Origin of the sequence: Collinsella sp. AM28-11LB (assembly GCF_003469895.1) — a bacterium.
Lineage (GTDB): Bacteria > Actinomycetota > Coriobacteriia > Coriobacteriales > Coriobacteriaceae > Collinsella.
The window spans coordinates 253372-279703 of sequence record NZ_QSKJ01000001.1; the positions used below are offsets into that span (position 1 = coordinate 253372).

The following is a 26332-nucleotide window of genomic DNA, read 5'->3' on the forward strand; positions in this document are numbered from 1 at the left end:
TGGTTCGAATGGTCGCACCAATCATACCAGTCAAAAAAGCCCCGTCCCAAATAAGCTGCCCGGGACGAGCGAGCTCATCGAGCATGAGATGGCGGTCCGGAAGGAATCCAAGCGCGCAAGGCTGTTCAGGAAGGCGAAATTCCCCTGCGTGAAGTCGTTCGAAGGGCACGACTTCACGCAGGCAGCCTTTCCCGACAGCTATGGCGCGAACCACCCGAAAACGCTGTCGTTCGTCGAGGCAGCGCAGGGCCTCACGTTCCATGGGCAGACGGGCCGAAGGGAAACCCACCTCGCGATAGCCGTCGGCCACGCATGCGTGATAGAAGGCAAGACGCGCGCCCCACTCGAGAAAGCGAGGCGCGGGCTATTTCAGGCTGCATCAATCATGGAGTTTCCCTCTAAAGGAGCAAGGGCTCAATGCTACTTGGCGTTTGCCTGATCGAGTTCCTTCTTGCTAAAGCCGAAGAGATACGTGCACACAGCTGCGACGACCAGGGAAATGAGGCTCGCGATAATACCCTGGATGAAATTGGCGTTGGTGCCGCCCACATAGCTCAGGACGGACAGGAAGTTCGCAGAGGTGATGACGTACTGGGTGAGATTGACGATACCAGCATACGCACCGCCGACAAAGCTACCGACCATCAAGGCGCCGAAACAGCGCACGTGAGACAGGCAGATGCCATAGAGCACAGGCTCGGTAACGCCGCCCAAGATACCGGATACGAAGGCGCCGAAGGCGTTGCCGCGCTCCGCCTTACCTTTGAGTCGAAGAGCCGCACCGAGGGCGACGCCGAAGCATGCCCACGTGGCGAAGCTACCCGCGAGCATGACACCGGTCATCTCGCCAGTCTCGAAGAACGAGGCCATCATGGGCATCATAAGGGCCAGATGCATACCGCTCATGACGAGGAACTCCCAAAGGGCGGCGATCACGCCGACACCGAAGAATCCGGTATTCATACCGAACCAGGCAAGGCCGCCGCTGATGGCGTTGCCCACAATCGTACCGAAGGGGGCGAGCAGGCACAGGATGAACGGCGAGGTGACAAGGAGGCTCAAAATGGGCGTGAACACGGTTGAGAGCATGTCGGGCATGTGCTTACCGACAAACTTATAAACAACAGCGAACAGCGGAACGGACATCATGATGGGCAGGACAGTCTGGGCATAGGCGGCAGACGTGTTGCAGGGGATGCCGAAGACGGTAAACGCCTTACCCTCGGCGATGATTGCGGCGAAATCCGGCGACATGAGGATGCAGCCGATAAATCCGCCGAGCATACCGTTGATGCCAAGTTGCTTCGCCGCGTTGACGCCCGCGAGGATAGGCATGAAGTACAGGGCGGCATCGTAGATGAAGTCGAAGAGCACGTAGATGTCGCTCTCCGCGGGGTACAGGCCCAGGAGCTGCGGACCGCACAGGGCATTGATCGCATTTGCGAGACCGCCCGTGAGCAGCACCGGGATCATCGGGGTCATGCAGCCCGCCATGTAACCGACGACGTTCTTCAGGATCTGCATGGGCGTAAGCTTCTTCTTGCCGACAAGCTCGACGTCGGCGGCGGCAGCCTCGGCGTCCTCAACCGCCTCGAGCTCGTTGACGTTGGCAAGTGAGCAGAACTCCGCGTACACCCTGGGCACGTTCGTCCCCACGATGATCTGATACTGCTGACCGCCGTGGACAATGCCCATCACGCCGTCAACGGCCTTGACTTCGTCATCGTCGATGCTGGACTCGTCCTTGAGCACAAGGCGGAGCCTCGTCATGCAGTGGGTCGCCGAAGTCACGTTCTTCGGGCCGCCCACCGCCTTGAGGATATCCTCGGCGATACGCTTGTTATCTGCCATGGTACTTCCTTTCCCGTTTCTTTCTATCCCCCATCGGCGACTTCGCGCCAACCGGAAAACCTGCGTTTATTCGGGCAGCTGATTGCCCGCGATGACCTTCTGATACCAATAGAAGCTGTCCTTGCGAATCCGGTCGCAAGTCCTGATGTCGTCATCGGTGCGATCCACGTATACAAGGCCATAGCGCTTGGCGAAACCCTGATGACTGGAGACCACATCGACAAAGCTCCACGGACAATACCCAAAGATGGGATAACCCTGCTCGATAAGCTCGCCGACCTGGGCGATATGCGCGGAGAGATAGGCGATGCGCTGCTCGTCGTGAATCGCGCCGGACTCATCGGGCTCCTCGCTCAAAGCCATGCCGTTCTCGGTGATGATCATGGGCAGGCCGTAGCGGTCATGCACCTTGCGCATGCCGATCGACAGCCCGATGGGGTCGAGGCCGTTGGGCATCCACTCGGTCTTCTCGAGCCTCGGGTTGTCGCAGAGGACGAAGTCGCCCGCGCCCCAAGGCGGGAAGCCACCGAATACGATGGGCTCGGTGCGCTCCTTGACGCAGCTGCTGGAGTAATAGTTAATGCCGATGAAATCGGGCGTCGACCCGTGCAGGACCGCATCGTCCTCGGGCTCGACCGCGGGATAGAACCCCTCGCGCTTGAGATAGCTCGCCGCATACGGGGAATACGATCCACGCACGCTCATGTCGAGCATGTAGAACTGCTCCATCTCCTCGGCATTGAGCGCCGCCATCACATCTGCAGGCGAGCTGCTGAGCGGATAGGTCACCTGGATGGCACAGACCGGCCCGATCTTCGCCTCGGGATCGATTGAGTGCAAAAGCTCGAAAGCACGGTGCTCTGCGAGAGACATGTGGTAACTCATCTGATAGGTATTGCCCTGATGTCTCTTGGGGTCGGTCTCGGTATCCCCGGTGTTCACCGACGACGCCGTCGCGATAAGCTGCTCGTTGATAGTCGCCCACAGCTTTACACGGCCCTTAAAGTGCCTAAAGCAGACCTCTGCGTAGCGGGCGAAGGCATCGATCATCCTGCGATCTAACCATCCGCCGAACTCGTCGACGAGTGCTTGGGGGCACTCGAAGTGATACAGCGTCACAAAGGGCTCGATGCCCTTTTCCAGAAGGTAATCGATCAGACCGTCGTAGAACGCCAGGGCTTCGGGATTCGGCTCGCAAGTCGCACCGGGCATAATGCGACACCACGAGAAGCTCATGCGGTACGTCTTGAGTCCGAGTTCGGCCATGAGGTCGACATCCTCTTTCCAGCGATGGTAGTGGTCGGACGCCACGCTGCCATCTGTGATTCCGGGGATGCCGAAGCCGCGATCGGTCGTCGACTTGCCTCGGCCGCCCTCCCCCCAGGCGCCCTCTACCTGAAATGCGCTCGTCGACGCACCCCATAGGAATCCATCGGGAAACCTGTTTGCCATACTTGCCACCTTTCTCCTTAGCTCAGATCGTCGTATGTCACCAACGCGATGTCCTGACTCACCAGCCATTCACGGGTTGCGGGATCGCAAAGCATCGACGCCTCACGCGCCCGCGCCGTCATCATGCTCGAGTGGTCCATGAGATAGGCATCGATATAACCCGGATGGAACACCATGAGGGTGCACGCGTCGTCGTTCGCATTCTCGACGGCGCCGCGCACCGCCGAGAACGGATCCATCTCATAGGCGCGAAAATCTGTGGGCATGTACGCAGCGACACGCGTGCTCTTGAACGTGACCGCCTCCCCCGGCGCGCCCATCGGGAACAGCGGCAGTCCGTGGCGCTCCGCCACGATCTCCAACCCCTTATAAAACGCCGGGCTCGCCACCGCATGACCCTCAAAGTAGGAGGGTTCTCTATCCACAAGCGATACGAACTTTCGATACTGAGCCTCGATCTCCAAGACGACCTCATCGAGTACCACGAAGTCGATTCCCCGCTTCATGGCGTCCCGATACGCCCCGCTCGGCTTGAACATGCCATCCGGTCCACAGAGACTCGGAATGAGCGCAGGGTCGGTAAGCGGCCTGCCGACGCAGATGTTCGTGTGCTGGCCAAGGCACACGTCGAGCCCGTCGAGCAATTCGAGGCCGTGGTCCACGGATTCCATGTTGGTCATGACCCCGACTGACCCGACGAGTCCGCCGCGGACCGAATCGACGATGCCGTAGTTGACGCCCCGAGAGTAGCCAAGGTCGTCGGCGCGTATCAGCAGGCGCTTCATCGGGCATCACCGATCTCGACGCAGGCACCGTTACAGCGCGCTATGCTTCCCAGGTGTGTAGCGCTTGGCTTTACGGTGCGGCGTTGTGTCTCGCGGTCGACGGAGATGATCCCGTACTTCGGGCCATACCCGAAAACCCACTCGAAATTGTCAAACGCGGACCAGCAGGTGTATCCCAAGACCGGGATACCGTCGCGGACGCAACGCCCCACACCGGCGACAGCTCGATCCAAAAAGCGCTCTCTCTGCTCGTCGTCCTCGGAAGCTATGCCGTTTTCGGTGACGAACAGAGGCGTGCCCGACTGGTCCCAAGCAGCTCGCAGGCTCTCCTCGATGGCCTCGGGATAAAACTCCTCATCGCGCTGGGTGAGCTCCACGCCGGCAGGCGGGTCAACCGGGCCATCCGCGCCGTACCACGAGCGCGAGTACGTCTGGATACCCACGAAATCATCGCCTGCGGAAGCACGGTAAAAGCGATCGCAAATCTCCTCGCGGGCAGCTGCGGCGCGCTCCTCGCCACCGGGAGCCGCCTTAAAGGGACTTCCCACGAGCGTCCAACCTGCCGGGAGATCGGGACGGATTGCATGCACGGCGTCAACGGCAGCCTTGTGAGCGGCGAGCTTCACATCGAACGCCCGCTCGGTGGCTGCGAACTGGAATTGGGCCAGGGATGCCGGCTCGACTCCCAACGCCTTGGCGACGCTGCGGAACATGGGGTCCTCAGCGCGATCGGAGGCGTTGCGCGACGTGGCCCCGACATCAGCCAAGAGCCATGCCAGGTTTGGCTCGTTCATGGTGCATGCGTAGTCCATCAAATCGCCCATCTCCTCGACCACACGCGCGCAGTACCGCGCGAAAAGGGAGGGAGTCTCGGGCGACTCCCAGCCGCCTTGGGCGAGCAGCCAGATCGGCGACGTGAAATGATGGAGTGTGACGATCGTCTTGAGACCGTTGTCACGGCAGCACTGGAGCACTTCGCGATAGTGCGCGAGCTCTGCTTTGGAGAACAAGCCGCGCGCCGGCTCGATGCGCGACCACTCGACACTCAGACGATAGGAGGTGAGGCCAAGAGATGCGATAAGGGCGATATCCTCGCGGAAACGATGGTAGTGGTCCATCGCGTCGCCAGAAGGCTCCATGAACGCCGTGTCCTCAACATTCTCGAATAGCCACGTGTCGCTGTTCACGTTGTTGCCTTCAACCTGGTGCGCAGCGGTCGCGACGCCCCAGAGAAACGTCTCGGGAAATACCGAAGTCGACTGATGTGCCATGCAATCTCCCTTTCATGTATCCGCATCCGGGCTTAATCGCCCGGCTCCTGTTACCATTGAGTACAACACGAATGCACAGGGTTTTGCGTTCCATCCTGGACACCGATGTTACAGAATGGAGACATGAGTTTCACGATATGAAACCCGCTGGTATTTAATGGTTTTGAAACGTCTGATGGGAGTGGACTCTTGAATTGTGCCAACCCGATGGGCTCTGTTGGGGAAAAGCTCCTCAGCTATATAGACACCAGCATGCAGCGCGACAACAACTATCAGATAGCCGTCAAGATGTTGGAAAACTACGACGCGCTCAAGGACATGTCCATCGCGCAGATCGCCGATATGTGCTACGTCTCGAAGGCTTCCGTCTCGCGTTTTTGCCGATTCTTAGGCTACGAGAGCTTCAAAGAGATGCATGACGCGCTCGGGGTCGACTATCCCATCAGCTACGACTACTCCCAGCGCTTCTTTTGCAATCTCACCGCGAACCCGCACGCGACGTTTCTTGAATATGCGAGGGAAGCTCAGCAAAACATCGCCGCGACCATTTCCGAGAAAAACCTGGCCGAACTTCCAAAAATCGCCTATGCAATTCATAATTGCCGCCGAGTCGCGTTCTTTTCCCATCATTTTCTTTGGGATACTGGACGCTACCTTCAGAACAAGCTGTTTTCTATGGGAAAGGTCATGGACCTGTATCTGGATCAAGCCTCCCAGCTTGCATGTGCCCAATCCCTCCAGCCCGAGGACCTGGCGATCATCTGCAGCGTTGGGGGCAGCTATCCCATTCGATATGTCGATGTCTGCAACAGCATCAGGGATAGCAAGTGCTCCGTGCTGGCAATCACGCAAAACGCCTCGAACCCATATTGGAATCAGGCCGCCTTCATCATGCAGTGCGGCGAGTCGAATGCCAACGACACGGGCAAATACGGGGCGCTCGCGGCAATTGACCTCGTCGTTCAGCAGTATCTGCTCCAATATGGAAGCGATGCCTTCCCGAGCGCGCCCAATCGCCCGTACGATGACATGCCGGGGCGCTAGAGTCGCTCACAATTGAAGCAGCGTCCCTCCCGCGAGCCGCGAGCTTTTCGCCATGGAAAGGTATTGATCGAGGCGGTTGCCGCACTCCTACCGTGATTTTATAATCCCCGTCCCAGAAAGCCAGATGAGATTCAGGGAATAGCCGGCAGAAGGCGAGCGACGCCCAAGCGCCACAGGTTGCCGTGAAAGAGGAGCGCCGCGTACTTTGGTACGCAAGCGACGGCTTGAACGGCAAGATGCGGCGCTTGGGCGCCGCGCAGCCGTCTAGGCGGTATACGCGATTGTAGCGTCGACGGCGTGGCGCCAGCCGGCGATCTTTTCGGCGCGCTCGTCGACGGACATGGTGGGCTCCACGATGCCGCGGGCGCCATAGACGTCAACGACATCGCGCGCGTACATGCCCAGCGCAATGCCGCAGGCCCAAGCTGCGCCCAGACCGCTCATCTCGTCATTGCTCGCAATGCGGATGGGCGAGCCGACCAAGTCGCTCTCAAACTGCATCAGGTACGCGTCACGCGTGGGGCCGCCGTCAACACGAAGCTCGGCCAGTGCGGCGCCCGAATCCTCGACCATCGCATCAATGACGTCGAAGATCTGATAGGCGATCGACTCGTCGGCGGCCTTTACGAACTCCGCGCGACCCGTGGTGCGCGTCATGCCAAAGACGCAGCCCTCGGCATCACTTGCCCAGTGCGGCGCGCCCAGGCCGGTAAACGCCGGCACAAAGTAGACGCGGCTCGCCGGATTGGCGGCGTAGCACAGGTCGGTGACCTCCTCGGGGTTGTTGATGAGCTCCAGATCATCGCGCAGCCACGTCTTGACGGCGCCGGCGTAGCTCACGTTGCCCTCGAGCACGTACTCGATCACGCCGTCCATACGCCATGCGAGCGAGCTCGAAAGCCCGTGCGAGCTGGCAACGAACTCGTCGCCGACGTTCATCATGACCGAGCTGCCGGTGCCATAGGTCGCCTTGGCCATACCGCGGCTGTGGCAACCCTGCGCGAACAAGGCCGCATGGCTGTCGCCGAGCACGCCGTGAATGGGCACGGGTGCCGGCAAAAAGCCGCCCAGGTCCGTCGTGCCGAACAGGCCATCGGAATCGGTCACCTGCGGCAGGCAGGCCACGTCGACGCCAAAGGCCTCGCACACCGGCTCGCTCCAGCAGCCACGGCGCAGGTCAAAGAGCTGCGTGCGGCTGGCGTTGGACCAGTCACAGCGGAACTCCGCGCCGCCCGTGAGCGTCCAGACCACCCAGGCATCGATGGTGCCCAGGCACAGCTCGCCCGCTGCCGCGGCCTCGGCAGCCGCCGGAACGTTCGCGAGGATCCAAGCCATCTTGCCCGCCGGATAGTAGGGCGAGAGCACCAGACCTGTCGTGTCGCGCACCAGCTCGGCCACGCCTTCGCGCGCAGCAAACCCGTCGCACAGCTCACGGGCGCGGGCGCACTGCCACACCACGGCATCGCACAGCGGCTCGCCTGTCGTGCGACTCCAGGCAACGGTGGTCTCGCGCTGGTTGGAGATGCCAATGCCAGCGATATCGGCCGGATCGACCCCGGTCTCCTCCACCACGGCACGCGCCACTGCCAGCACGTTGGCGGCAATCTCGGTCGGATCATGGCTCACCCAGCCGGCATCGTTGACAATCTGGCGATGCGAGCGATCGGCACGATGAATCAGGTGGCCGCCCTCGTCCACCAGCAGCGCCTTCGTGCCCTGCGTGGACTGATCGATTCCGATGATGTATTTGCTCATGTACTCTCCCATTCCTTCCGTCAAATCGAATGTGACAAAGGGGCTGTCCCTTTGTCACATTCCAATTACTCTGCGGGCAGGAACTCGGCGACGGTCTGCGCGATTCCGGCACCCGTCAGGCCGTAGTGCGCAAAGACCTCGGGACTCGTGCCGGTGATGACCGGCGCGTCGGGCAGGCTCAGACACTTAACCGGACGCGGGCAATGCTCGCCCACGACCTGCGCGACCATGGAGCCCAGGCCGCCAAAGGGGCTGTGCTCCTCGACGGTCACGACGGCGCGCGTGGCACCGGCGGCCTCAATCACGGCCTCGGCGTCGAGCGGCTTGACGCAGTACATGTCGAGCACGGTAGCGGAGATACCCTGCTCGGCCAGCAGGTCGGCGGCGTCCACGGCATGGCGGACCATCTCGCCGGTGGCGACAATCGTCACATCGGTGCCGCGACGTACCCAGATGGCACGGTCCATCTGGAACGGGCACTCGTCCTCGGTATACACGTCCTCGACCGGGTTGCGGCCCACGCGGATATAGGCCGGCTTGTTGTCGGCAACCAGGGCGCGCACGAGCTCGGCGGTCTGGAAACGATCGCTCGGCAGATATACGCGCATGTTGGGAATCGCGCTCATGGCAGCGATATCCTGCGCGGAGTGATGGCTCATGCCCAAGGCGCCGTAGGACACGCCGCCCGAGATGCCGATGAGCTTGACGTTGGTGTTGGAGTACGAGACATCGACCTTGCACTGCTCATACGAGCGCGTGGTCACAAAGGACGCCGGCGAGGCGGCCCAGGCCTTCTTGCCGCACGAAGCCATGCCGGCGGCGATGCTCACCAGGTCCTGCTCGGCGATGCCGACCTCGACGGACTGCTGGGGATACTGATCGAAGAACGGCGTGAGCGATGCGGAGCCGCGGGAGTCGGAGCACAGGACGACGATGTCCTTATCGGTCTCGGCGGCCTCGAGCAGCGTGTCGCAGATAACCTTGCGGTTGGCGATCTTGTTAGCCATTGATAGCCTCCTTATGGGCAGCGAAATCGGCGATGATCTGGGCATATTCCTCATCGTTGGGCAGGTGATGATGCCAGGCGGCCTTGTCCTCCATAACGGGCGAGCCATAGCCCTTCACCGTGTTGAGGATGATGACCGTGGGCTTGCCCTTGGTCTCAGCGGCCAACGTCAGCGCGGCATCGATGGCCTGGATGTCGTTGCCCGGAATGGAGAGCACGTTCCAGCCGAAGGCGGCCCAGCGCTCCTCCTGCGAATCCTGCTTCATGACGTCCTCGGTGCTGCCACTGATCTGCAGGCGGTTGCGGTCCACGAGCGCGCACAGGTTATCGAGCTGGTAGTTGCCGCCGCTCATGGCGCCCTCCCAGACCGAGCCCTCGGCAAGCTCGCCGTCGCCCATGATGGTGTAGACGCGGTAGTCGCGACCGTCCATCTTGCCGGCGAGCGCCATACCCACCGCCACGGGCAGGCCGTGACCGAGCGAGCCGGAGTTCATCTCGATGCCCTTGAGTTTATTGTTGGGATGGCCGATGTAAGGACTGCCGAACTTGGAGAAGCGGGCCTTGACGTCGTCGAGATCCAGATAGCCCTCGTGGCACAGCACCGCGTAGTAGGCCTCCATGGCGTGGCCCTTGGAGAGCACGAAGCGATCGCGGTTGGGATCGCCGACGGTCTCGGGCGAAATGTTGAGGTGGTTGGCGTAGAGGGTCATGAGCGCGTCGATGACCGACATGTCGCCGCCGATGTGGCCGCCGGCGCCGGCCATGATGATGTCGACGCAATCGCGGCGGAGGTCCCAGCGCAGGGACTCAAGCTCTTCGATAGTTGCCATTTCTACTCTCCTCGCAGGTAGGCTTTGACGTCTTCTTCGATGGGGTCGTACAGATCCGGCTCGATGCCGATGTACTTGCATGCCTCGTAGAGCACCGGTACCACGTTGGCGTGAATGGCGACGCAGTGGTGAATGTAGGGACCCTCGACGATCTTGGCCTCGAGGCGCTTGAGGTTGTCGACCTCAACCCACAGGTAGGTGCCCATGCCGGCCGGCCCGTCGATGCCGCGGGCGTTGCCGAGCAGCAGCGAATACTCGCCGTTGTCGCCATCAAAGCGGGCAAGGGTGAGGTCGCCGTGCTTGGCCTCGGCCGTCAGCGCGCCGGGGTGATCGAAAGCCAGCGGGTAGGTGAGCTTGGGCTTGACGGCAGCGCAGCTGCAGGGCCAGGGGCCGCAGTGCTGCAGCAGCTCGCCGTTCTCATTATCGGGATGGCGCACGGTCCAGTCGGCGAACATGCCGCGGTGACGGCCCAGGTCGGCGGCCTCGACCATCAGCGCGGTAATGGCGCCGTGGATATCGGTCTCGCACACGACGGGGATACCCATCTCATTGAGGATGGCGTTGGCGGCGCAGGGCATAATGCCCAGCTCGTCCTGCAGAGCGTTCCAGCACTGGATGGCGCCGGCGTTGCAGCCGTACTTATCGACCAGACGCTTCATGGCGATAGCGAGCCCTGCAACCGCGGGGACCTTGTCCTCGGGGATGCAGATCTCAAAGCTGTCGCGAATGTGGGCAAGCATGGCGGCCATGGCCTGCTCGTCGGCCTGGGCGTCGCGCACGGCCTGAACAAGTTCGGTCATGGGGATGGGCGAAAGCTGAATATTGAACTTCTCGAGCAACTCGCCCTCGTTGCACATAGTGGACCAGAAGTCGAACGGACGGGTAGCCATCTGCAGGATGCGGGTGTGCTTGAAGGTCTTGACCACGTTGCACACGGCCAAAAAGTCCCAGACGCCGCGCTCGAACTCGGGATCGGTCAGGCGGCAGTTGGTCATGTAGGTGAAGGGAACCTGGAAGCGGCGCAGGACCTTGCCGGTCGCGAACAGGCCACACTGGCTGTCGCGCAGGCGGGTGCCGTCGGGCTCGGGGCGCTCGTCGCGCGGGCCCCACAGCAGCACGGGCAGGCCGAGCTCACGGGCAAGGCGGGCGCAAACGTACTCGGTGCCAAAGTTGGCGTGGCACAGCATGATGCCGTCAACGCCCTCGGCGCGGAACTTCTTGACGATAGGCTCGATATGGCTGTCGTCAAACAGCAGGCCCTCGTCGTTGATGTCGTCGATGTCCACAATGTCGACGCCGATCTCGCGCAGGCGATCAGCCGTCAGGCCGCGATACTTGATCGCGTCCGGCGCGCTAAAAATGCTTCGGCGCGTGGGCACAAAGCCGAGCTTGATCTTATCCATGTACGTCCTCCCCTAGTCACATGTTCAGTAAACAGACGATTGTTTCGTTTTGTTTTGTTTACTAAATGTTTTACTATTCTGTTTAGAAGTTTAGCGCGAAATACCCGCAGGCGGTAGAGAAATCAGCCTAAACGGTATGTAAACAAACTGAACATACAAGGAGAACAAAAAAGGGTCCCGAAGGACCCCCTTTTGAACGGTGTTGCACTTACTGCCCTCGCGCGCTTTGACGCGCCGCGAGCGATGCTGCCTTCGCCTAGATTTCGCGCACGCTCTGGCGCTCGACAAAATACGTCGATACGGCCGTCTTGCAGGTATAGCTCTTGGGATTGCGGATGTTGCCCACCAGTCGGCGCACCGCGATCTCGCCCACCTCGTGCTTGGGAACGTGCACCGTGGTGAGCGGCGGGTTTGAGAAGGCGCCCAGAGACAGGTCGTCAAAGCCGATGATCGAGACGTCCTCGGGCACGCGTACGCCGTGTTCGCTCAGCGCGCGCATGGCGCCCACGGCAAGCACGTCGTTCTCGGCAAAGAAAGCCGTCGGCAGATCTTCGTGCGAGGCGTTGTCGAGCCACACACCCATGTCGCGATAGGCGCCTTCGAGTGTGGTGCCCAGCGTGACACGCCATGCCGGGTTGGCCTCGAGGTCCGCATCCTCAAGCGCTTGACGATAGCCGCGCTCGCGATCCTTAAAGTTGCGGATACGAAGGTCGCCCGCCAGATAGCCGATTTGCTTGTGGCCTTTCTCGATAAGGTAGTCCACGGCGCGCAGCACCGAATCGGTATTGGCAATGACCACGGCATCAAAGTACTGGCGGTCGCTCCAGCCATCGAGCACAATCAGGTGGGCAGCGGCGTTAGCGAACAGGGCGTAGTCTTCTTCGCCCAGCTCGGTGCCCATCAGCACGATGGCTGCAGACGGATCGGCAATCAGGCCCTCGACCTGCGGGCGCACGGCGTCCAGGTCGCTAAAGTCGAGCGAGACAAAGCTCGTGCTCATGCCGTGGCGACGCGCCTGGCGCTCCACGCCCTCGATGACTGCGGGATGAAAGGTGCTCTCGTCCAGAATGGCGCCCGTCTTGCGCGCGAGCACAAACTGGATGCTCTCGAGCTGCGTCGACTGCTGATAGCCGAGCGACTGCGCGCACTCCAGGATGACCTTGGCGGTCTCCTCGCTCACGCTGCGCTTGCGGTTGAGCGCGTTGGACACGGTCGCAGGCGAAAAACCGGTGATGCGGCTGATTTCGCGGACACTTGCTTTGGCCATTGTTCCCCCTAGTAACGGTCGCGGTCGAGCATCGTGGCCTGACCGCCCTGTGACTCGACAACTAAACGACCGCAAATTCAATCTAAACAGAATAGTAAATGTTTAATAGCTAGTTTAGCCTGTTGTCAAGCGAAGCGGCACAACTATTCCCCCAACGGGCGCATTTACTCGGTAGCTAATCTGGAACGGGGCACAGAAACCGTTTAGCCCAGGACGCGGGCCATGCGCGCCTTAAACTCCGCGAGGAAACGTGGGGCGTCCACGGTGAGCGCCACGAGCGCGCTCTTGTCGGGGTCGGCCACACGGCGCTCATCGCAGATGGTGCGGCCGCGGTACTCGCCCAGCAAGTCAACGCGCAGGTTACAGCCGAGCGCACCCACGAGCGTGGGATCAATCGCCACGGCAACCGCCAGCGGATCGTGCAGCGCGCAGCCGCCCAGGTAGGGCGCGTTCATTTCGTACGAACCGATATAGTGCTCGACCATGCTCGCAAACGCGCAGCCAGCCATAGTGCCCGAGCCCGTCCAGCCGGCAACGTCGCGGCGCGTGAGCACCACGCGATGCGTCACATCCAGGCCCACCATGGTGAGCTTGCGGCCCGAGCGCAGCACGGCGTCGGCAGCCTCGGGGTCGCCCGCCATGTTGGCCTCGGCGCCCGCGCTCACGTTGCCGGGCACGGTAAGGGCGCCGCCCATCACGACCACGCGGCCGATGGACATCATCGCCGCCGCATCGCGCTCCAAGGCAAGTGCCAGGTTGGAGAGCGGGCCGGTCGCAACGTAGACCAGATCGGGACCATAAGTACGCGCGGCATCAATCAGGTAATCGACCGCCGCATTGCCATCGGTCGACGTCGCGCCCACCGGCTCATACGGCGAGGCGGGCACGCTTGCGCCGCCAATGCCGTTCTTGCCGTGGATAAGCGTGGTGGACGCCGGCGGCGTGTAGGGTTCGGTCGCCTTCATGGGACGATCGGCGCCCAGGTACACCGGCACCTCGGGACGGCCCAACAGGTCGAGCACCGCCAAGCAGTTGTGCGCCGACTGCTCGACGCGCACGTTGCCAAAGCACGTGGTGATGCCGACGAGCTCCACCTCGGGGCTCGCGATGGCATAGGCAAGCGCCATCGCATCATCCACACCCATATCCAGATCAAGGATCAGCTTCTTGGTTGCCATTGTTCTACTCCGCTTCTCCGTCTACATCCAAACCGTCTAAACCAAACTTGTGCTCGACTTCCGCACGCGTGGGAATTGATTGCTGAGCGCCCAGGCGCGACACCGTCACCGCCGAGGCGCGAGCGCCCGCCGCCATGCACTCAAAGAGCGGCAGGCCCTCCAGACGAGCTGCCGCCAACGCGCCGATAAACGTATCGCCCGCGGCCGTCGTATCGACCACCGCGCTCGAAAGCGCCGGCATGCGCAGCGGCTCACCGCCATCGCCGAGCGTAACCGAGCCGGCGCCGCCCAACGTGATGACCGCAGCCCCGGCGCCCTTGTCGAGCAGCGCATTGAGCGCGGCGACGCAACTCGCATCATCCGTAGGCAGAACGCCCGTCAGCACCTGGCACTCGGTCTCGTTGGGGCAGACCAGGTCGACCGCTGGCCACGCTCCTGCCGGCAGGTCGCAGGCGGGCGCCGGGTTAAAGATCGTATAGAACCCCAGCTCGTGAGCGCAAGAGAGTGCCGCGGCCGTTGCCGCAAGGTCACATTCGCCCTGGGCAATAAAGACGCTTCCGGCAGCCGGGGCAATCTCGCTGGCATCGCCGTCGAGCTCGTCGGCCACCAAGCGCCTCAGTGCGCGGGCAACGTCCTCGCCCGCAAGCGCATGGTTGGCGCCCGGCGACAGCACGATGCGGTTGTCGCTCTCGCAGCGAATGATAGTCGCGGTACCGGTCTCCACGTCATCGCGACGCGCCACAAACTCAACGCCCACGCCGGCATCCTGGAGCCCTGCCACGAGCGCATCGCCAAAGGTATCGCGCCCAACAGCGCCGATCATGCACGTGCGCGCACCCATGCGCGCAGCGGCAACGGCCTGGTTAGCGCCCTTGCCACCGGCGTTGGTGATAAAACCGCTACCGCCAACGGTCTCGCCCGCGCGCGGCATGCGCTCGCACGCCACCGAAAGGTCCATGTTCATGCTGCCGAACACCGCAACGATGCTGTGATCCGCCATGGAAACCTCCTCGCCTTCAGGCTTTGCGCCCACCGTCGACCAACGATTGTGCACTCTCGCACCCCCTATAACTTTAGTCCACTTTGATGTGGACGCGCGCTTGAGCTTGCGCCAGCAGCAAGCATTCACAGGGGCAGGCAGCTACAATGAATATGTGCTGATTATTCTCGTCATTGGATGATGTTTTATGGAACAATTCTCGCAATCGGGCTCGCGCGGTCGACGCCGCACGGGCAACGAGCCGGCGCCGCACGAACGCGTGAAGGGCGAACGCCGTGCCAACGAGCCGCGACGCACCGCGAGCCCCCATCGCGCTTCCGCCAACAACGAGGGCCGCGCCAACACTCCCGCCGCGGAGCAGACGCCTGCTCGCCCCAAGTCCCGCTATATCCCTGCGCTCGACGGTTTGCGCACGCTTGCCGTCGTCGCGGTGGTGCTCTATCACCTCAACCTCACGTGGGCGCAGGGCGGTCTGCTCGGCGTCACGATCTTCTTTGTGCTTTCGGGCTATCTGATCACACGCCTGCTACTCAACGAAGTCGCTAAGACCGGCCGCATCGACCTCAAAAGCTTCTGGATCCGCCGTATCCGTCGCCTGGTCCCCGCCGTGGTAACGGTAGTGTTCGTGACCTGCGCGCTGTGCACCATCTTTAACCACGTGATGCTCACCAAGATGCGCCCCGACATCCTGCCGTCGCTGCTGTTCTTCAACAACTGGTGGCAGATTGCCCAAAACGTCTCGTACTTCAATGCTCTGGGCGACCCCTCGCCGCTCACGCACTTTTGGTCGCTTGCCATCGAGGAACAGTTCTACCTGATTTGGCCGCCACTGCTGTTTGCCATGGTATCCATGCATGTGAGCAAGCCCAACACGCGCCGCGTGGTTCTGGGCCTTGCCGCGGTATCTGCCCTCGCCATGATGCTGCTCTATAACCCTGCCGCCGACCCCAGCCGCGTGTACTACGGCACCGACACCCGCGTGTTCTCGCTGCTGCTGGGTGCCTGGATGGCCTTTATCCCCGATCGCGACCTGGCGCCGGTGCGTCTCGCTCATCGTTTGGGGCTCAATCGCCTGGCTGGCGCCGCCAAGCACGGCAAGAACGCCGAGGGCAAGTCTGGCGAGAAGGCCGACGAAGCAGCCGAGACCGCCCCGGCACAGCCGAGCGCCCTCGTGCGCTTTTGGTCCTCGCCCGCATCCATCGATGTGTTGGGCGTCGTGGGTCTGGTTGGCCTTGCCGCCATGGTCGCGCTCACCAACGGCTACACCGCGTTCCAGTATCGCGGCGGCACGCTGTTATGTTCCATCCTCACGCTCATGGTCATCGCGGCCTGCGTGCAGCCCCAGGGAATGGTTGCCCGCGCGCTGTCCACCGAGCCGCTCGTGTGGGTTGGCAAGCGCTCGTACAGCATCTACCTGTGGCACTATCCGCTGCTGTTGCTCATGAACCCGGTCGCCAACATCAACGACACGCCCTGGTGGCAGTACATCTTGCAGGTGTTGTTGGTGATCGCCGTGGCCGAATGTTCGTATCGCTTTATCGAGACGCCGTTTAGGAAGGGCGCCTTCGGCCGTACCGTCGCCGAGTTCCGCGACGGCACCACCACACCCGCCAACTGGGTGCGCGCGCATATTCCTGTGTGCGCCACTTGCGGGATCGTGCTTGTTATCGCGCTGGGCGGCCTGATCTTTGTGCCGGAGACCTCCGCGCTGAGCGGTGAGGGCGCCGAAGTCCTCAACAAGGAAGCCAAAAACACCGCGCCCACCGACCAGCAGGCGGCCGACGACACCGACAAGGACAACGACGGCTTCCCCGATGGCTCCTACGACCTGTTGATGATCGGTGACTCCGTGTCGCTGCGCGCCGTTGATTCCTTTGACGGCGTGTTCCCGCACAGCCATATCGATGCCGAAAAGGGCCGCCAGTTTGATGCGGGCCGCGCGACATTTGAGGGCTATATCCAGCAGAACCTTGCCGGCAAGATCGTGGTCTTTGCCCTGGGCACTAACGGTTTGGTAACGGACGCCCAGGTCGATGCGATCATGGCCGACGCCGGCGAGCAGCGTATTGTCGTGTTTGTAAACACGCGTAGCCCGCAGCCGTGGGTCGGGTCCACGAACCAGGCCATCGCCAACGCCGCCACGCGCTACAAGAATGTACGCGTTATCGACTGGTACGGGCACAGTGCCAACCGCAACGACCTGTTCGATGGCGACGGCACGCACCTGTCGACTACCGGCGTGACCGAGTACCTCAACCTGATCCACGATGCGGTCAAGAAAGACCTGCCCGTGCACCCCGAGGACCACGTCAACGATCCGCAGCCGGCAGCCGTCAAGTCCGCCGCCGACGCGCTCGTCAATGCGCTCGCTCTCAAGCCGCACAAGCTGGGCACCGACAAGTAACCTGCAGCGCAAACTCCCCCCTCCGGCAGTTAGGGACGTTCCTTATGTGCCGGCACCTAGGGACACTCCTGACACAGCCGAGGAACGCCCTCCTTGCGACCGAATTCTGGACGCCTCGCCACCCCGAGCGTTGTTTCCAAGCCCACACCCGCAGCAAACAACCCAAAATCACTCTTTTCGAGCCGGCTCCAAGAGGTCGTGGACAAAAAGGGGCAAATATGAGTACTGTTACAATTTTAGTAGCAGGCAAAACCACCCAAAATGGCGCCCATGCGGTAGCGCGCGACCCTTCCAGTTGACCAGAATGGCCGGCTTAGGACTTGGAGCTCCGCTTTTAATGAACAGATTTTTAGATATGTTTATTATTTTCTTAGTTGTAAATGCTATCGGCCAGGCAACAGTACTCATATTTGGCATTTTTTGTCCACACGAATATTACTAACCCCCTATAACAGGCAAAATACAGGCCGCAACCCATGGCGGCGGCCTGTTTGGAGTCCAAAAGAGGCGCTAAGCGCTGTAACCCATCGCCTGCAGGACAAACATGACAACCGTCAGCACCGTGATCACGCTGATAGTCGCCCACGTAAGCACATTCCACACGCGGCCGTTGCGGTTGGCGCCCATAATGTGACGGTCGGCGGCAATAACCACCTGAAACACCAAAACCACGGGCAACAGCACGCCGTTGATGACCTGCGAGGTCATCATAATCTGGAACAGATCGACACCAGGCATAAGCACCAGTACGGCAGAGATACCGATGATGGCCGTAATGATGCCGCGATATACCGGGGCCTCGTCCCAGCTGCGATCGGCGCCGCGCTCCCAACCAAAAGCCTCGCAGATGGCACTCGACGTAACGCCCGGCAGCACGCAGGCAGCCAAAAAGCTCGCTGCGACCAGGCCCGAGGCAAACAGCACCGTGGACCACTGACCCGCGATGGGCTCCAGCGCGCGGGCGGCATCGGCGGCATCGCTAATCTGAATACCCGCCGGGAACAGCACCGTACCGGTCGTGATGATAATGAAGCCCGCAATGATATCAGCAGCGATCGAGCCGCTCACGGTATCAATACGCTGCAGCACGATATCGTCCTCGCCCGCATTCTTATCGACCACGTTATTCTGCGCCAAGAAAATCATCCACGGCGCGATGGTGGTACCGATCGTTGCGACCACGAGCGACACGTAGCTGGGATCGTTCTGAATATTGGGGACGACCAAGTCGACCGCGACCTCACCCCAGTTGGGACCGGCCATAAACGCGGCGACAATATAGGTCACGAAGACGCAGCTTACCAGCAGCAGAATCTTCTCGATGCGCTGGAAGCTACCCGACATGGTAAGCATCCACACCAGCAGCGCCACCAACGGCACCGAGATGCTCGCCGGCACGCCAAAGAGGGCAAGGCCGCTGGCGATACCCGCAAACTCCGAAATGGTCACAGCCGTGTTGGCGATCAACAGCGCCGCCATAGCAAGTACACTCTTGCGCACGCCAAAGCGCTCGCGAATGAGCGATGCCAGGCCCTTGCCCGTGACGCAGCCGCAGCGCGCCGCGGTCTCCTGCGTCACGATAAGCAGCACGGTCATGACGGGAAGCATCCAGAGCATCTTGTAGCCATAGCTGGCGCCCGCACTGGAATACGTTGCAATGCCGCCGGCGTCATTGCCCGAAAGCGCCGCCAACAGGCCGGGACCCATAGCGCCAAAGATGGCGGCGATGGTCAGCTTTTGCTTGGCGCTCGCCTTTTGTTTCGTGTTTTCCACGAGACCACCTAACCCATGACTGACATGGTGAGCAGCACCGCGGCGATGCAGTACGCCACACACGAGATCATGACGGCGATGACGCTCATAGCGGTACCCGACGTGTTGAGGTCGTGCTCATCGCGCCAGAACAGCACCATCAGATAAATCACGGCGCTCATGTTGCCCACCAGGCAGATGATGGCAGCAATGTTAAAGCAGCCGGTAAAGAGCTGCTCCTCAAACATAGGGGCATCGGGGAACGCGGCGGTGCGCACCAGCTGCGCACACAGGTAAGTAACAAGCGAAAGGATCAGGCCCATACCCGTGCTCTGGAAGAAGAACCCCAGATACGGCTTGGGCTCATCGTCATGGCCGTCGTACTCCAGGAAGTAGTTCTTGACGAACGACACCATGCGCGAGGCAGCCAGCAGCACGAGCGGCATGGCGCACATGGGGAACACCACCAGATACGCGGAGCCCAGCGCCGTCCCCAGCACCGTCGCCATGATGCACGAGGCAATGCCCCACACGACGACCCAGTACTGGCGATGCACAAACCAGCTGAGCACGTTCGTCGAGTCGTCCGATGCGCTATCGCCCGAACCGACACCGGCGATCTGCAGGTCCTCCTGGTGCTCCTCGGCAATAACGTCCATGGCGTCGTCGAAGGTCACGATACCCAGGATGTGGCGGTTCTCGTCACAGACGGGGATAGCTACCAGGTCATACTTGGTCATCTCATCTGTCACGTCTTCCTGGTCCTCGTCGGGCGACACATAGACCAGATCGCGATAAGCAAGCTGGCCTAGCGTGGCGTCGCGGTCGGCCACGATCAGCGTGCGCAGCGAAAGCACGCCCGTCAGCATGCCACTCGGATCCTCGGTATAGACGTAGTAGACGCTCTCGAAGTCCTCGTCGAGTTTGCGAATTGCCTCGATGGCATCGCCGACCGTCGCCGTGGCGGGCAGCGAGACAAACTCCGAGGTCATGATGCGGCCGGCGGTGTTGTCCTCGTAGCCCAACAGATTACGAATCGCCTTCTCCTCCTTGACGCCCATCAGGCGCAGGAGCTTCTCGGCCTTCTCATAATCGAGCTCGTCAATCAGGTCGGCAGCGTCGTCCGGGTCCATCATGGCCAGCATCGACGATGCGTCGGTATCGGACAGGCCCTCGAGCATCTCGGTCATGAGCTCGTCATCATCGAACTCCGAGATGGCCTCGGCAGCCTGTGCGGTATCGAGCTGCGCAAACACCTGCGCGCGAAGGCGCGGGTCGAGCTGCTCGATGATGTCAGCGATGTCGGCAGGATGCAGCTCGCCAAGCGTCTTGTGCGACACCGAGAGCTGGATGTTCTTAGTCGAGCGGTCGAGCAGGTCCATGTAAGACCAGGCGATAATGTCCTCGCTGAGCGGCTTGCCCAAGTGCTTCATAAAGCCCTCGACGACGTGCTCGAGCGCGGGACTGATTGCACGCAGCAGACCGCGGGCGCCGACCTCGGCACCCAGCAGACGCAGCTGATTTTCGCCCGACATGGAGAACTTGATGTCGTTGACACGCACGACCTTCATGCCTTGCGTATCGACGATCTGCTTGTTGAGCACGTCGCGCGCCAGCAGGAGCTCGGTCGGCTGCAGGTACGAAAAGCGAATGTTGGTGGCAGACGTATTGAGATACACGCCCGTCTCGTCGATACGGTCGACCCATTTGCGCCAGCTGATCATAAACGGCGTCTTGCCGGGACCACGGAACGCAAGCGACGTCACGTGCGGAAAAACTTCGCCGGTTGCAATGCCAAAATCGTTCACAACGCCGAGCTTTTCGCCGTCGACGTCCAAGACCGGCAATTTGAGCATCTCACTCAGATAATTCAATGGTGCTCCCCATCATTATCCCTGCGGACCGCGTGACCATGCCGGCACGCAATCCGTGGACTTTTAGATATGTATACGCATGCGCGGGCGGCACGCCGCTCAGCGCTCACACCCCGTGCACGCGCAGAAAGCACCTGCATGGGGTCATCGACTGTATGGTCGAGGTTTGGATTTCACCTGTAACCTTTCTCTTGACCCTCATTAACCGCAGTAACTATAGCATCAGCATCGCGCTGCGGCACCGAATTTATGCGCTGCACATTGCAGGCATACCAAACGCTGACGCATCCGTGACATAGCCATTGGACGTTCTTAAACGACTAGTCGTCGGGGACACTCTTTGCGAGCGACAGAAAAGGACTGTCCCAAAGTGCCGGCAGAAAAGGAACGTCCCCAAGTGCCGGCCTTTGGGGACAGTCCCCAATGACTACTCTGTGGTGTCGTCGTCCTCGGCAAGTTGGGGGAACACAGCGTTTTTGGGCATGGAAACCTTGGTGAGCGAGGTGAGCTTTTTGCTCAGCGCTGTGTCCGTCTTGACCAGATCGCTGAGCGTCACGATCTTGTAGCCGTCGGCAATAAGCCTGTCGATAATCTGCGGCAGCGCTTCGAGCGTCTGCTCGGCGCATTCGTCTCTATCGGTGAGCAGCACGATATTGCCTGGCGTCACCGAATCGAGCACCGTCGAGACTTGCTCGTCGGCACCGTTGAGCAGCCAGTCACCCGAATCGATATTCCACGAGACCACGGCGGAGACCAGGTCCATCGAGTCGATCCAGTTTTGCTCGTCAAACGCGGCGTAGGGGGCACGCAGCAACATCGTCTCGACGCCGGTCGCCGACTTAATCGCCTCGGTGCCCTTCGTGATCTGCTTGCGCACCGTCTCGCGATCCTCGCCCTTGAGCGAATCATCGCTGTAGCTGTTGGAGCCGATCTCGCACCCGGCATCGACAATCGCCTTGGCCGTGGCAGGCGAGGCCTCGGCCGCATCGCCCGAAAGGAAGAACGTCGCCGTGACGCCCTTTTCCTTGAGCACCTGCAAGATCTGCTTGGTCGCGCCGCTCGGCCCCTCGTCAAACGTCAGCGCCACGTACTTTTCGTTGTCTTTGGGCGCCACGCTGGCGCACTCGACTACGCAATCGGTAGCGGGCACGACCTCGCCGCGGTCCTGCGTCTTGCCCGACTGCTCACCAACCCACACCTCGGAGCGGCCCTGGATGCCCCACGTCTTGACGTACTCGATGGCACCCGTGCCCTCGACCTTGAGCTTGGGCTCGATAACCGTAGCCTGAACCTCGTGCTTCTCGTAGGTGTTACGGCCATCCTTGACCGTCACCTTCTCGCCGCCCCCAAGTTCGCGGCTATCCCATTTGCCCTGCTTCACGCGCTTGCCGTCGACCTTCACCGACAGCTTTTCGCCCCCATGGCGCTTGAGCACGCTGTCATCGACGGCCAACAGGTCGCCTGCGTCGTAGGTGTCAGCCAACTCCTGGTCGTCGATAAGATTCTGCAACGTAGAGCCCACGCGCACCGCGGTCTTTTGCCCGTTGAGTTCCACGTCCACGCTGCGGTTTACGTAGCCCACGACGGCAGCGATAAACAGTACGAGCGCGCAACCCACGGCGATGAGCGCATAGGGCAGGCGGGACGGTCGGCGCGGTGAGCGCCCGTTGCCGATGCGCGCGCTGCGATCGCTAAACCCACGGCTATGGTTGAGGTACATCGCGCCGGGCTTACGGCGACGTCGACGCTGACCGCTGGGCAGCTGCCCCAGGTCGCGGCGTGCCGTCGGACGCGCACCCGAGCGACCGTTTAAGTTAGATCCGTTTTGGCGCATGTGCCCTCCCCCATAAACACAGCGAGCCGGAGCAACAGGTCTCCGGCTCGCCTCCCATCATTTGGTACGTCGCTATTTGCTAGCTTTTGACGAGCCCCCGCTCGCCTTTTGATATTCGTCCTTAAACGCCTTGAACATACCGCGCGTCTTGCCGAGCTGCTTGCCCAGTGCGCGGCTGCCCTTGTCCACGGCGACCGATCCCTTGTCATCGAGCACCTTGGCGCCCTTCTTGACCTTGTCACCCACCACGACGCTGGCCTCAGCGGCCTTGGCAGCCGCACCGCCCGAATACCCGAGCGACTTGACCTCGTCCGAGACGACCATCGCGCCGTTCTCGTAGCCGCGCAGCATCGTCGGCGGCACCTGCGTGTCACCAACCAAAACACTCGAAGCAGCACCGGCGGTCACATAGAATGCCTGCACGATGCCCGAGCGTGGCTTGAACTCAACGTCCGAGCAATAGCCCACGACGTCGCCCGATTCCGTGCGCACGTCCATACCGACCCAGATGATGCAATCGTCCAGGTTGATGTCGAGGCGCTTGGCGGCGGCGGCATCGTACGTGTCCTTGACGTCATCGACCGCAATGGCGCCCTCGTAGACACCAATGGCGTCGAGCGCTACGAATCGGTCGGGACGCTCGATCATGCCCGCGATATCGGACTGGCGGACCATAAAGCCGACCACGCGCGTACCGCCCGGGGTAAAAACCGGAAAGTGAATCTTTCCGAGCTTTTTAGGGCTGCGCGGCGTGCCGTCCTTTTTGATGCGCTTGTCCTCGGTAGGCTTGCGATAGATCTTGGCGCCGACAAAATCCCCGGCGCGCATTATGCCTCGGTCGAGGGCTCCGCAGCCTCGGTATCAGCCTCGACGGCGTTCTCGACCACGACGTCGGCGGCAGGCGTCACGTTGCCGCCCGAAATGGCGTCGTTGAGCTGCTCGCGCAGCTGGTCCATGCGCTCGCGGGCCAGGTCGACCTTGGCGCGCAGGTCGTCGGTCTTGGCGTCGACCATCGGGCCAAAATCGTTGACCGCAGCACGGGCCTCCTCGGCGCCGTGCTCGTAGGTGTCGCGCATATTGTCCCAGGCGTCGTTGGCGATATCGGCAGCCATGGCGCGGGTCTCGGCGCCCGAGCGCGGGGCCAGAGCAACGCCGATAATAGCGCCGGCAGCGGCACCAAAAAGCGCGCCGGAGACAAAGCTGAAAGTCTTACCCATGATCATTCCTCTCCTGCGGGCACGTCGGTGCCCACCGTTTGAATGCTGTCCATTATACCCGCAGCGCATCACTTGCCGCTCCGCTCATCTGCGTACGGCAAAGGCGCAGGTCCGTGATGGTGATAAACGCGTAGGCCTACTCCTGAGGCATAGCCGGCATGGCCACCGTGGCACCCGGGTCCTCGCCGGCGCCGTCCACGAGCGGCAGGCCGCCCTCATGCGCAGGTCCCGCCGGAACCGTCGCCGCACCGCCAAAGACGGCAGCGGAAGCCTCGTGGTTTTCGGCAACCGCGCCCTCGGTATCAATCGCCACCTGGGGCTCGTCGTCAAAGTTGGGGACGCCTTGGGGCTCGGTGGGAACGGGCTCGGCGGTCGCATCGGCAACAGGCTCGGCGTCGACCGGCACATCGCCCTCGTCAGCGCCCTCGTCCTCGGCAGCATCTTCGCCGTTCGCAGCGGCGACGGCCTCGTGAGGATCCTTGCCCTCGGCCTCGGCGCGCATGCCCAGCACCAGGTTGCGCAGGCCCGCGACCGTACCGTCCACATCGGGAGCCGGCTGGTCGGCGTGCAGATAGGCCCAATCCATCATAAAGGTGGCCGAAGACAGCGCGCCAATGGCCAGCGCGTCGTCGGGACACGAAAGCTCAACCTCAAAGACGCACTCGTCGTGCTCGCTTACGCGCGTGCGACCGCACGAGATGCTGCCGGCAAGACCGGTCTCGTTCATGAGCTCGACCGTCACGTGCTCCAGCAGGTGGCAAAGCTCGGTCTGACCCATGCAATCCTGGAACTCGCGGCCGGAATCGCCCAGGCACAGGTGCTTGGCAATCGCCGGCACCAGGTAGTACACGCGCGCCGTGGCCTCGATATCCTCCGAGGTCATCAGCGGCATGCCGGGGTTCACCAGCACATGCGCGCAGATCTTGTCCTCGCTGACGGTGACCTTAAGGATGTTGAACAGGCCTGCCATAACTCTCCCCTACTCTTCCTTGCCCTACTCGTCGCCGTCGTGCGGATTCGCAGAACCCGCACCCGACGCCGCCGGCTTATCTGCCGAGGACTCGGAATCCTTCTTTTCGGTTTCGGCCGGAGCGATCACGCGAATGAGCGAGATGCGCTGGCCACGCATCGACTGCACCTTAAACTTGTACCCCGCGACCTCAAACACCTCTCCGATGTCGGGCACCGAGTCGCAAAGCTCCAAAATCCAGCCGGCGATGGTCTCATAATCATCGCTTTCCTCGAGCGGCCAACCAAGCTCAATTGCGTCATCGCACGAAAAACGCCCATCGACGAGCCACTCGCGGCGCGAAAGGCGCGTGAGGTACTTGTTGTCGGGGTCGAACTCATCTTCGATCTCGCCCACGATCTCCTCGACGATGTCCTCGATGGTGATGATGCCGGCCGTGCCGCCGTACTCGTCCACGACCACTACGATCTGGTCGTGCGAGGTCTGCATCTCGGACAGCAGCGGCAGGATGTCCTTGGTGTCGGGCACAAAGGTGGCGTCGCGCAAAAAGCCGGCGATGGGCTGGTCGCCCTTGCCGTCGAGCGCGGGCTGAATCAGGTCCTTGATATGCGCGATGCCCGCCACGTTGTCGGGGTCCTCGTGATAGACGGGGATGCGGCTAAAGCCGGTCTGGCGCATGGTGGACAGCACGCTGGCGACCGTCTCGTCATCCTCGCACATGGTGGTGTCCACGCGCGGCACCATGACCTCGCGGGCAACGGTGTCGCCCAAGTCAAAGATCTCGTGGATCATACGCTTTTCCTCGTCGAGCAGGTCGTCCTGCTCCGAGACCATGTACTTGATCTCTTCTTCCGAGACGTTCTGACGGTCGTCGGCACTCTTGATGCGCAGGATGCGGGCTAGGCCATCGGAGCAAGCGCCAGTCAGCCACACGAGCGGACGGGCGATCTTTTGGAAAAACGACAACGGCCCCACGACCTGCTTGGACACGCCCTCGGCATTGGCCAGGCCGATGCGCTTGGGCACAAGCTCGCCAATCACGATGGACACGAAGGCGACCGCGACGGTGATGATGACCGGCGCCAGGCCGCGCGCGATGGCGGAGAGCGGCGCGATGCCAAAACTCATGAGCCACGTGGCGAGCGGGTCGGACAGACTCGTCGAGGCGACGGCGGACGAGGCGAATCCCACGAGCGTGATGGCGACCTGGATGGTGGCGAGCAGCTGGTCGGAGTCGGCAGCCAGCTTAATGGCACGCTCGGCGCGCCTGTCGCCTTCCTCGGCCTCGTGCTCCAGCACGGCGCGCTTGGCCGTGGTGAGCGCCATCTCCGACATAGAGAAGTAGCCGTTGATGAGGGTCAAAACGAGGGTGGTGATAAGGGAGATGGTTATGTCCATCGGGAGTTTCTCGAACCTCCAAGATTCGGGACGTCAGGTTA

Annotated in this window: 21 protein-coding genes; 3 read left to right on the forward strand and 18 right to left on the reverse strand. The window is 61.7% G+C overall.

Annotated elements, in window-relative coordinates; all coding sequences use genetic code 11:
* The first annotated feature begins 76 nt into the window (after positions 1-76).
* Entirely contained in the window at positions 77-439 is a 363-nt protein-coding gene (locus tag DW732_RS01055; RefSeq protein ID WP_255413410.1) for an ATP-binding protein, read from the forward strand.
* Here DW732_RS01055 and DW732_RS01060 read toward each other — a convergent pair.
* From DW732_RS01060 to DW732_RS01075, 4 genes are all read right to left on the reverse strand, one after another.
* Positions 421-1851 carry a PTS transporter subunit EIIC gene (locus tag DW732_RS01060; protein WP_118098206.1) on the reverse strand — a complete coding sequence of 477 codons (1431 nt, stop codon included), beginning with the start codon at positions 1849-1851 and terminating at the stop codon, positions 421-423. The genes DW732_RS01055 and DW732_RS01060 overlap by 19 nt on opposite strands.
* 66 nt (positions 1852-1917) lie before the next feature.
* Positions 1918-3303 (reverse strand): glycoside hydrolase family 1 protein, encoded by a 1386-nt coding sequence (locus DW732_RS01065; protein ID WP_117798870.1) that lies wholly within the window; start codon positions 3301-3303, stop codon positions 1918-1920.
* A gap of 17 nt (positions 3304-3320) precedes the next feature.
* The gene (locus DW732_RS01070; RefSeq protein ID WP_117798869.1) at positions 3321-4088 is read right to left on the reverse strand and encodes a ChbG/HpnK family deacetylase; all 768 of its coding nucleotides are present in this window, start codon (positions 4086-4088) and stop codon (positions 3321-3323) included.
* Complete coding sequence (locus DW732_RS01075; protein WP_118098208.1) at positions 4085-5359, reverse strand: glycoside hydrolase family 1 protein; 1275 nt, start codon at positions 5357-5359, stop codon at positions 4085-4087. Before DW732_RS01075 ends, DW732_RS01070 begins: the two co-directional genes overlap by 4 nt.
* 252 nt (positions 5360-5611) lie before the next feature.
* Between DW732_RS01075 and DW732_RS01080 the strand changes: the two genes are divergently transcribed.
* Positions 5612-6403 (forward strand): MurR/RpiR family transcriptional regulator, encoded by a 792-nt coding sequence (locus DW732_RS01080; protein WP_158570721.1) that lies wholly within the window; start codon positions 5612-5614, stop codon positions 6401-6403.
* A gap of 264 nt (positions 6404-6667) precedes the next feature.
* Here DW732_RS01080 and DW732_RS01085 read toward each other — a convergent pair whose 3' ends face one another.
* The 7 genes from DW732_RS01085 to DW732_RS01115 all read right to left on the reverse strand — a co-directional run bounded on the left by DW732_RS01085 (position 6668) and on the right by DW732_RS01115 (position 14842).
* Positions 6668-8158 carry a glycerol kinase GlpK gene (locus DW732_RS01085; RefSeq protein ID WP_118098211.1) on the reverse strand — a complete coding sequence of 497 codons (1491 nt, stop codon included), beginning with the start codon at positions 8156-8158 and terminating at the stop codon, positions 6668-6670.
* Positions 8159-8223: 65 nt separating this feature from the next.
* Positions 8224-9165, reverse strand: coding sequence for a transketolase family protein (locus DW732_RS01090; protein WP_118098213.1), 942 nt, complete (start codon positions 9163-9165; stop codon positions 8224-8226).
* Entirely contained in the window at positions 9158-9994 is an 837-nt protein-coding gene (locus DW732_RS01095; RefSeq protein ID WP_199569674.1) for a transketolase, read from the reverse strand. The genes DW732_RS01090 and DW732_RS01095 overlap by 8 nt, the downstream gene beginning before the upstream one ends.
* Before the next feature lie 2 nt (positions 9995-9996).
* Complete coding sequence (locus DW732_RS01100; protein WP_118098215.1) at positions 9997-11397, reverse strand: L-fucose/L-arabinose isomerase family protein; 1401 nt, start codon at positions 11395-11397, stop codon at positions 9997-9999.
* A gap of 256 nt (positions 11398-11653) precedes the next feature.
* The gene (locus DW732_RS01105) at positions 11654-12664 is read right to left on the reverse strand and encodes a LacI family DNA-binding transcriptional regulator (RefSeq protein WP_118098217.1); all 1011 of its coding nucleotides are present in this window, start codon (positions 12662-12664) and stop codon (positions 11654-11656) included.
* Positions 12665-12867: 203 nt separating this feature from the next.
* Positions 12868-13842 carry a nucleoside hydrolase gene (locus DW732_RS01110; RefSeq protein ID WP_117735640.1) on the reverse strand — a complete coding sequence of 325 codons (975 nt, stop codon included), beginning with the start codon at positions 13840-13842 and terminating at the stop codon, positions 12868-12870.
* 4 nt (positions 13843-13846) lie between these two features.
* A complete protein-coding gene (locus DW732_RS01115) occupies positions 13847-14842 on the reverse strand; it encodes a ribokinase (RefSeq protein WP_117735639.1) in 996 nt (331 codons plus the stop codon).
* A gap of 187 nt (positions 14843-15029) precedes the next feature.
* Here DW732_RS01115 and DW732_RS01120 point away from each other — a divergent pair, with 187 nt between their 5' ends.
* Positions 15030-17246, forward strand: coding sequence for an acyltransferase family protein (locus DW732_RS01120; protein ID WP_117794600.1), 2217 nt, complete (start codon positions 15030-15032; stop codon positions 17244-17246).
* Between the two features lie 510 nt (positions 17247-17756).
* Here DW732_RS01120 and DW732_RS01125 read toward each other — a convergent pair.
* The 7 genes from DW732_RS01125 to DW732_RS01155 form a co-directional block, all read right to left on the reverse strand.
* Entirely contained in the window at positions 17757-18953 is a 1197-nt protein-coding gene (locus tag DW732_RS01125; RefSeq protein ID WP_118098392.1) for an Nramp family divalent metal transporter, read from the reverse strand.
* 74 nt (positions 18954-19027) lie between these two features.
* On the reverse strand, positions 19028-20872 hold the full coding sequence (locus DW732_RS01130) for a magnesium transporter (protein WP_118098218.1): 1845 nt from the start codon (positions 20870-20872) through the stop codon (positions 19028-19030).
* A gap of 427 nt (positions 20873-21299) precedes the next feature.
* Complete coding sequence (locus DW732_RS01135) at positions 21300-22706, reverse strand: polysaccharide deacetylase family protein (RefSeq protein ID WP_233539314.1); 1407 nt, start codon at positions 22704-22706, stop codon at positions 21300-21302.
* A gap of 72 nt (positions 22707-22778) precedes the next feature.
* A complete protein-coding gene (locus DW732_RS01140) occupies positions 22779-23534 on the reverse strand; it encodes a PRC-barrel domain containing protein (protein ID WP_117735636.1) in 756 nt (251 codons plus the stop codon).
* Positions 23534-23923 carry a YtxH domain-containing protein gene (locus DW732_RS01145; RefSeq protein WP_117742967.1) on the reverse strand — a complete coding sequence of 130 codons (390 nt, stop codon included), beginning with the start codon at positions 23921-23923 and terminating at the stop codon, positions 23534-23536. Before DW732_RS01145 ends, DW732_RS01140 begins: the two co-directional genes overlap by 1 nt.
* Before the next feature lie 136 nt (positions 23924-24059).
* Positions 24060-24893: a hypothetical protein gene (locus tag DW732_RS10020; RefSeq protein ID WP_233539315.1), complete on the reverse strand. Its 834-nt coding sequence runs from the start codon at positions 24891-24893 to the stop codon at positions 24060-24062.
* A 24-nt stretch (positions 24894-24917) separates the two neighbouring features.
* The gene (locus DW732_RS01155; RefSeq protein ID WP_118098220.1) at positions 24918-26291 is read right to left on the reverse strand and encodes a hemolysin family protein; all 1374 of its coding nucleotides are present in this window, start codon (positions 26289-26291) and stop codon (positions 24918-24920) included.
* Positions 26292-26332 lie beyond the last annotated feature (41 nt).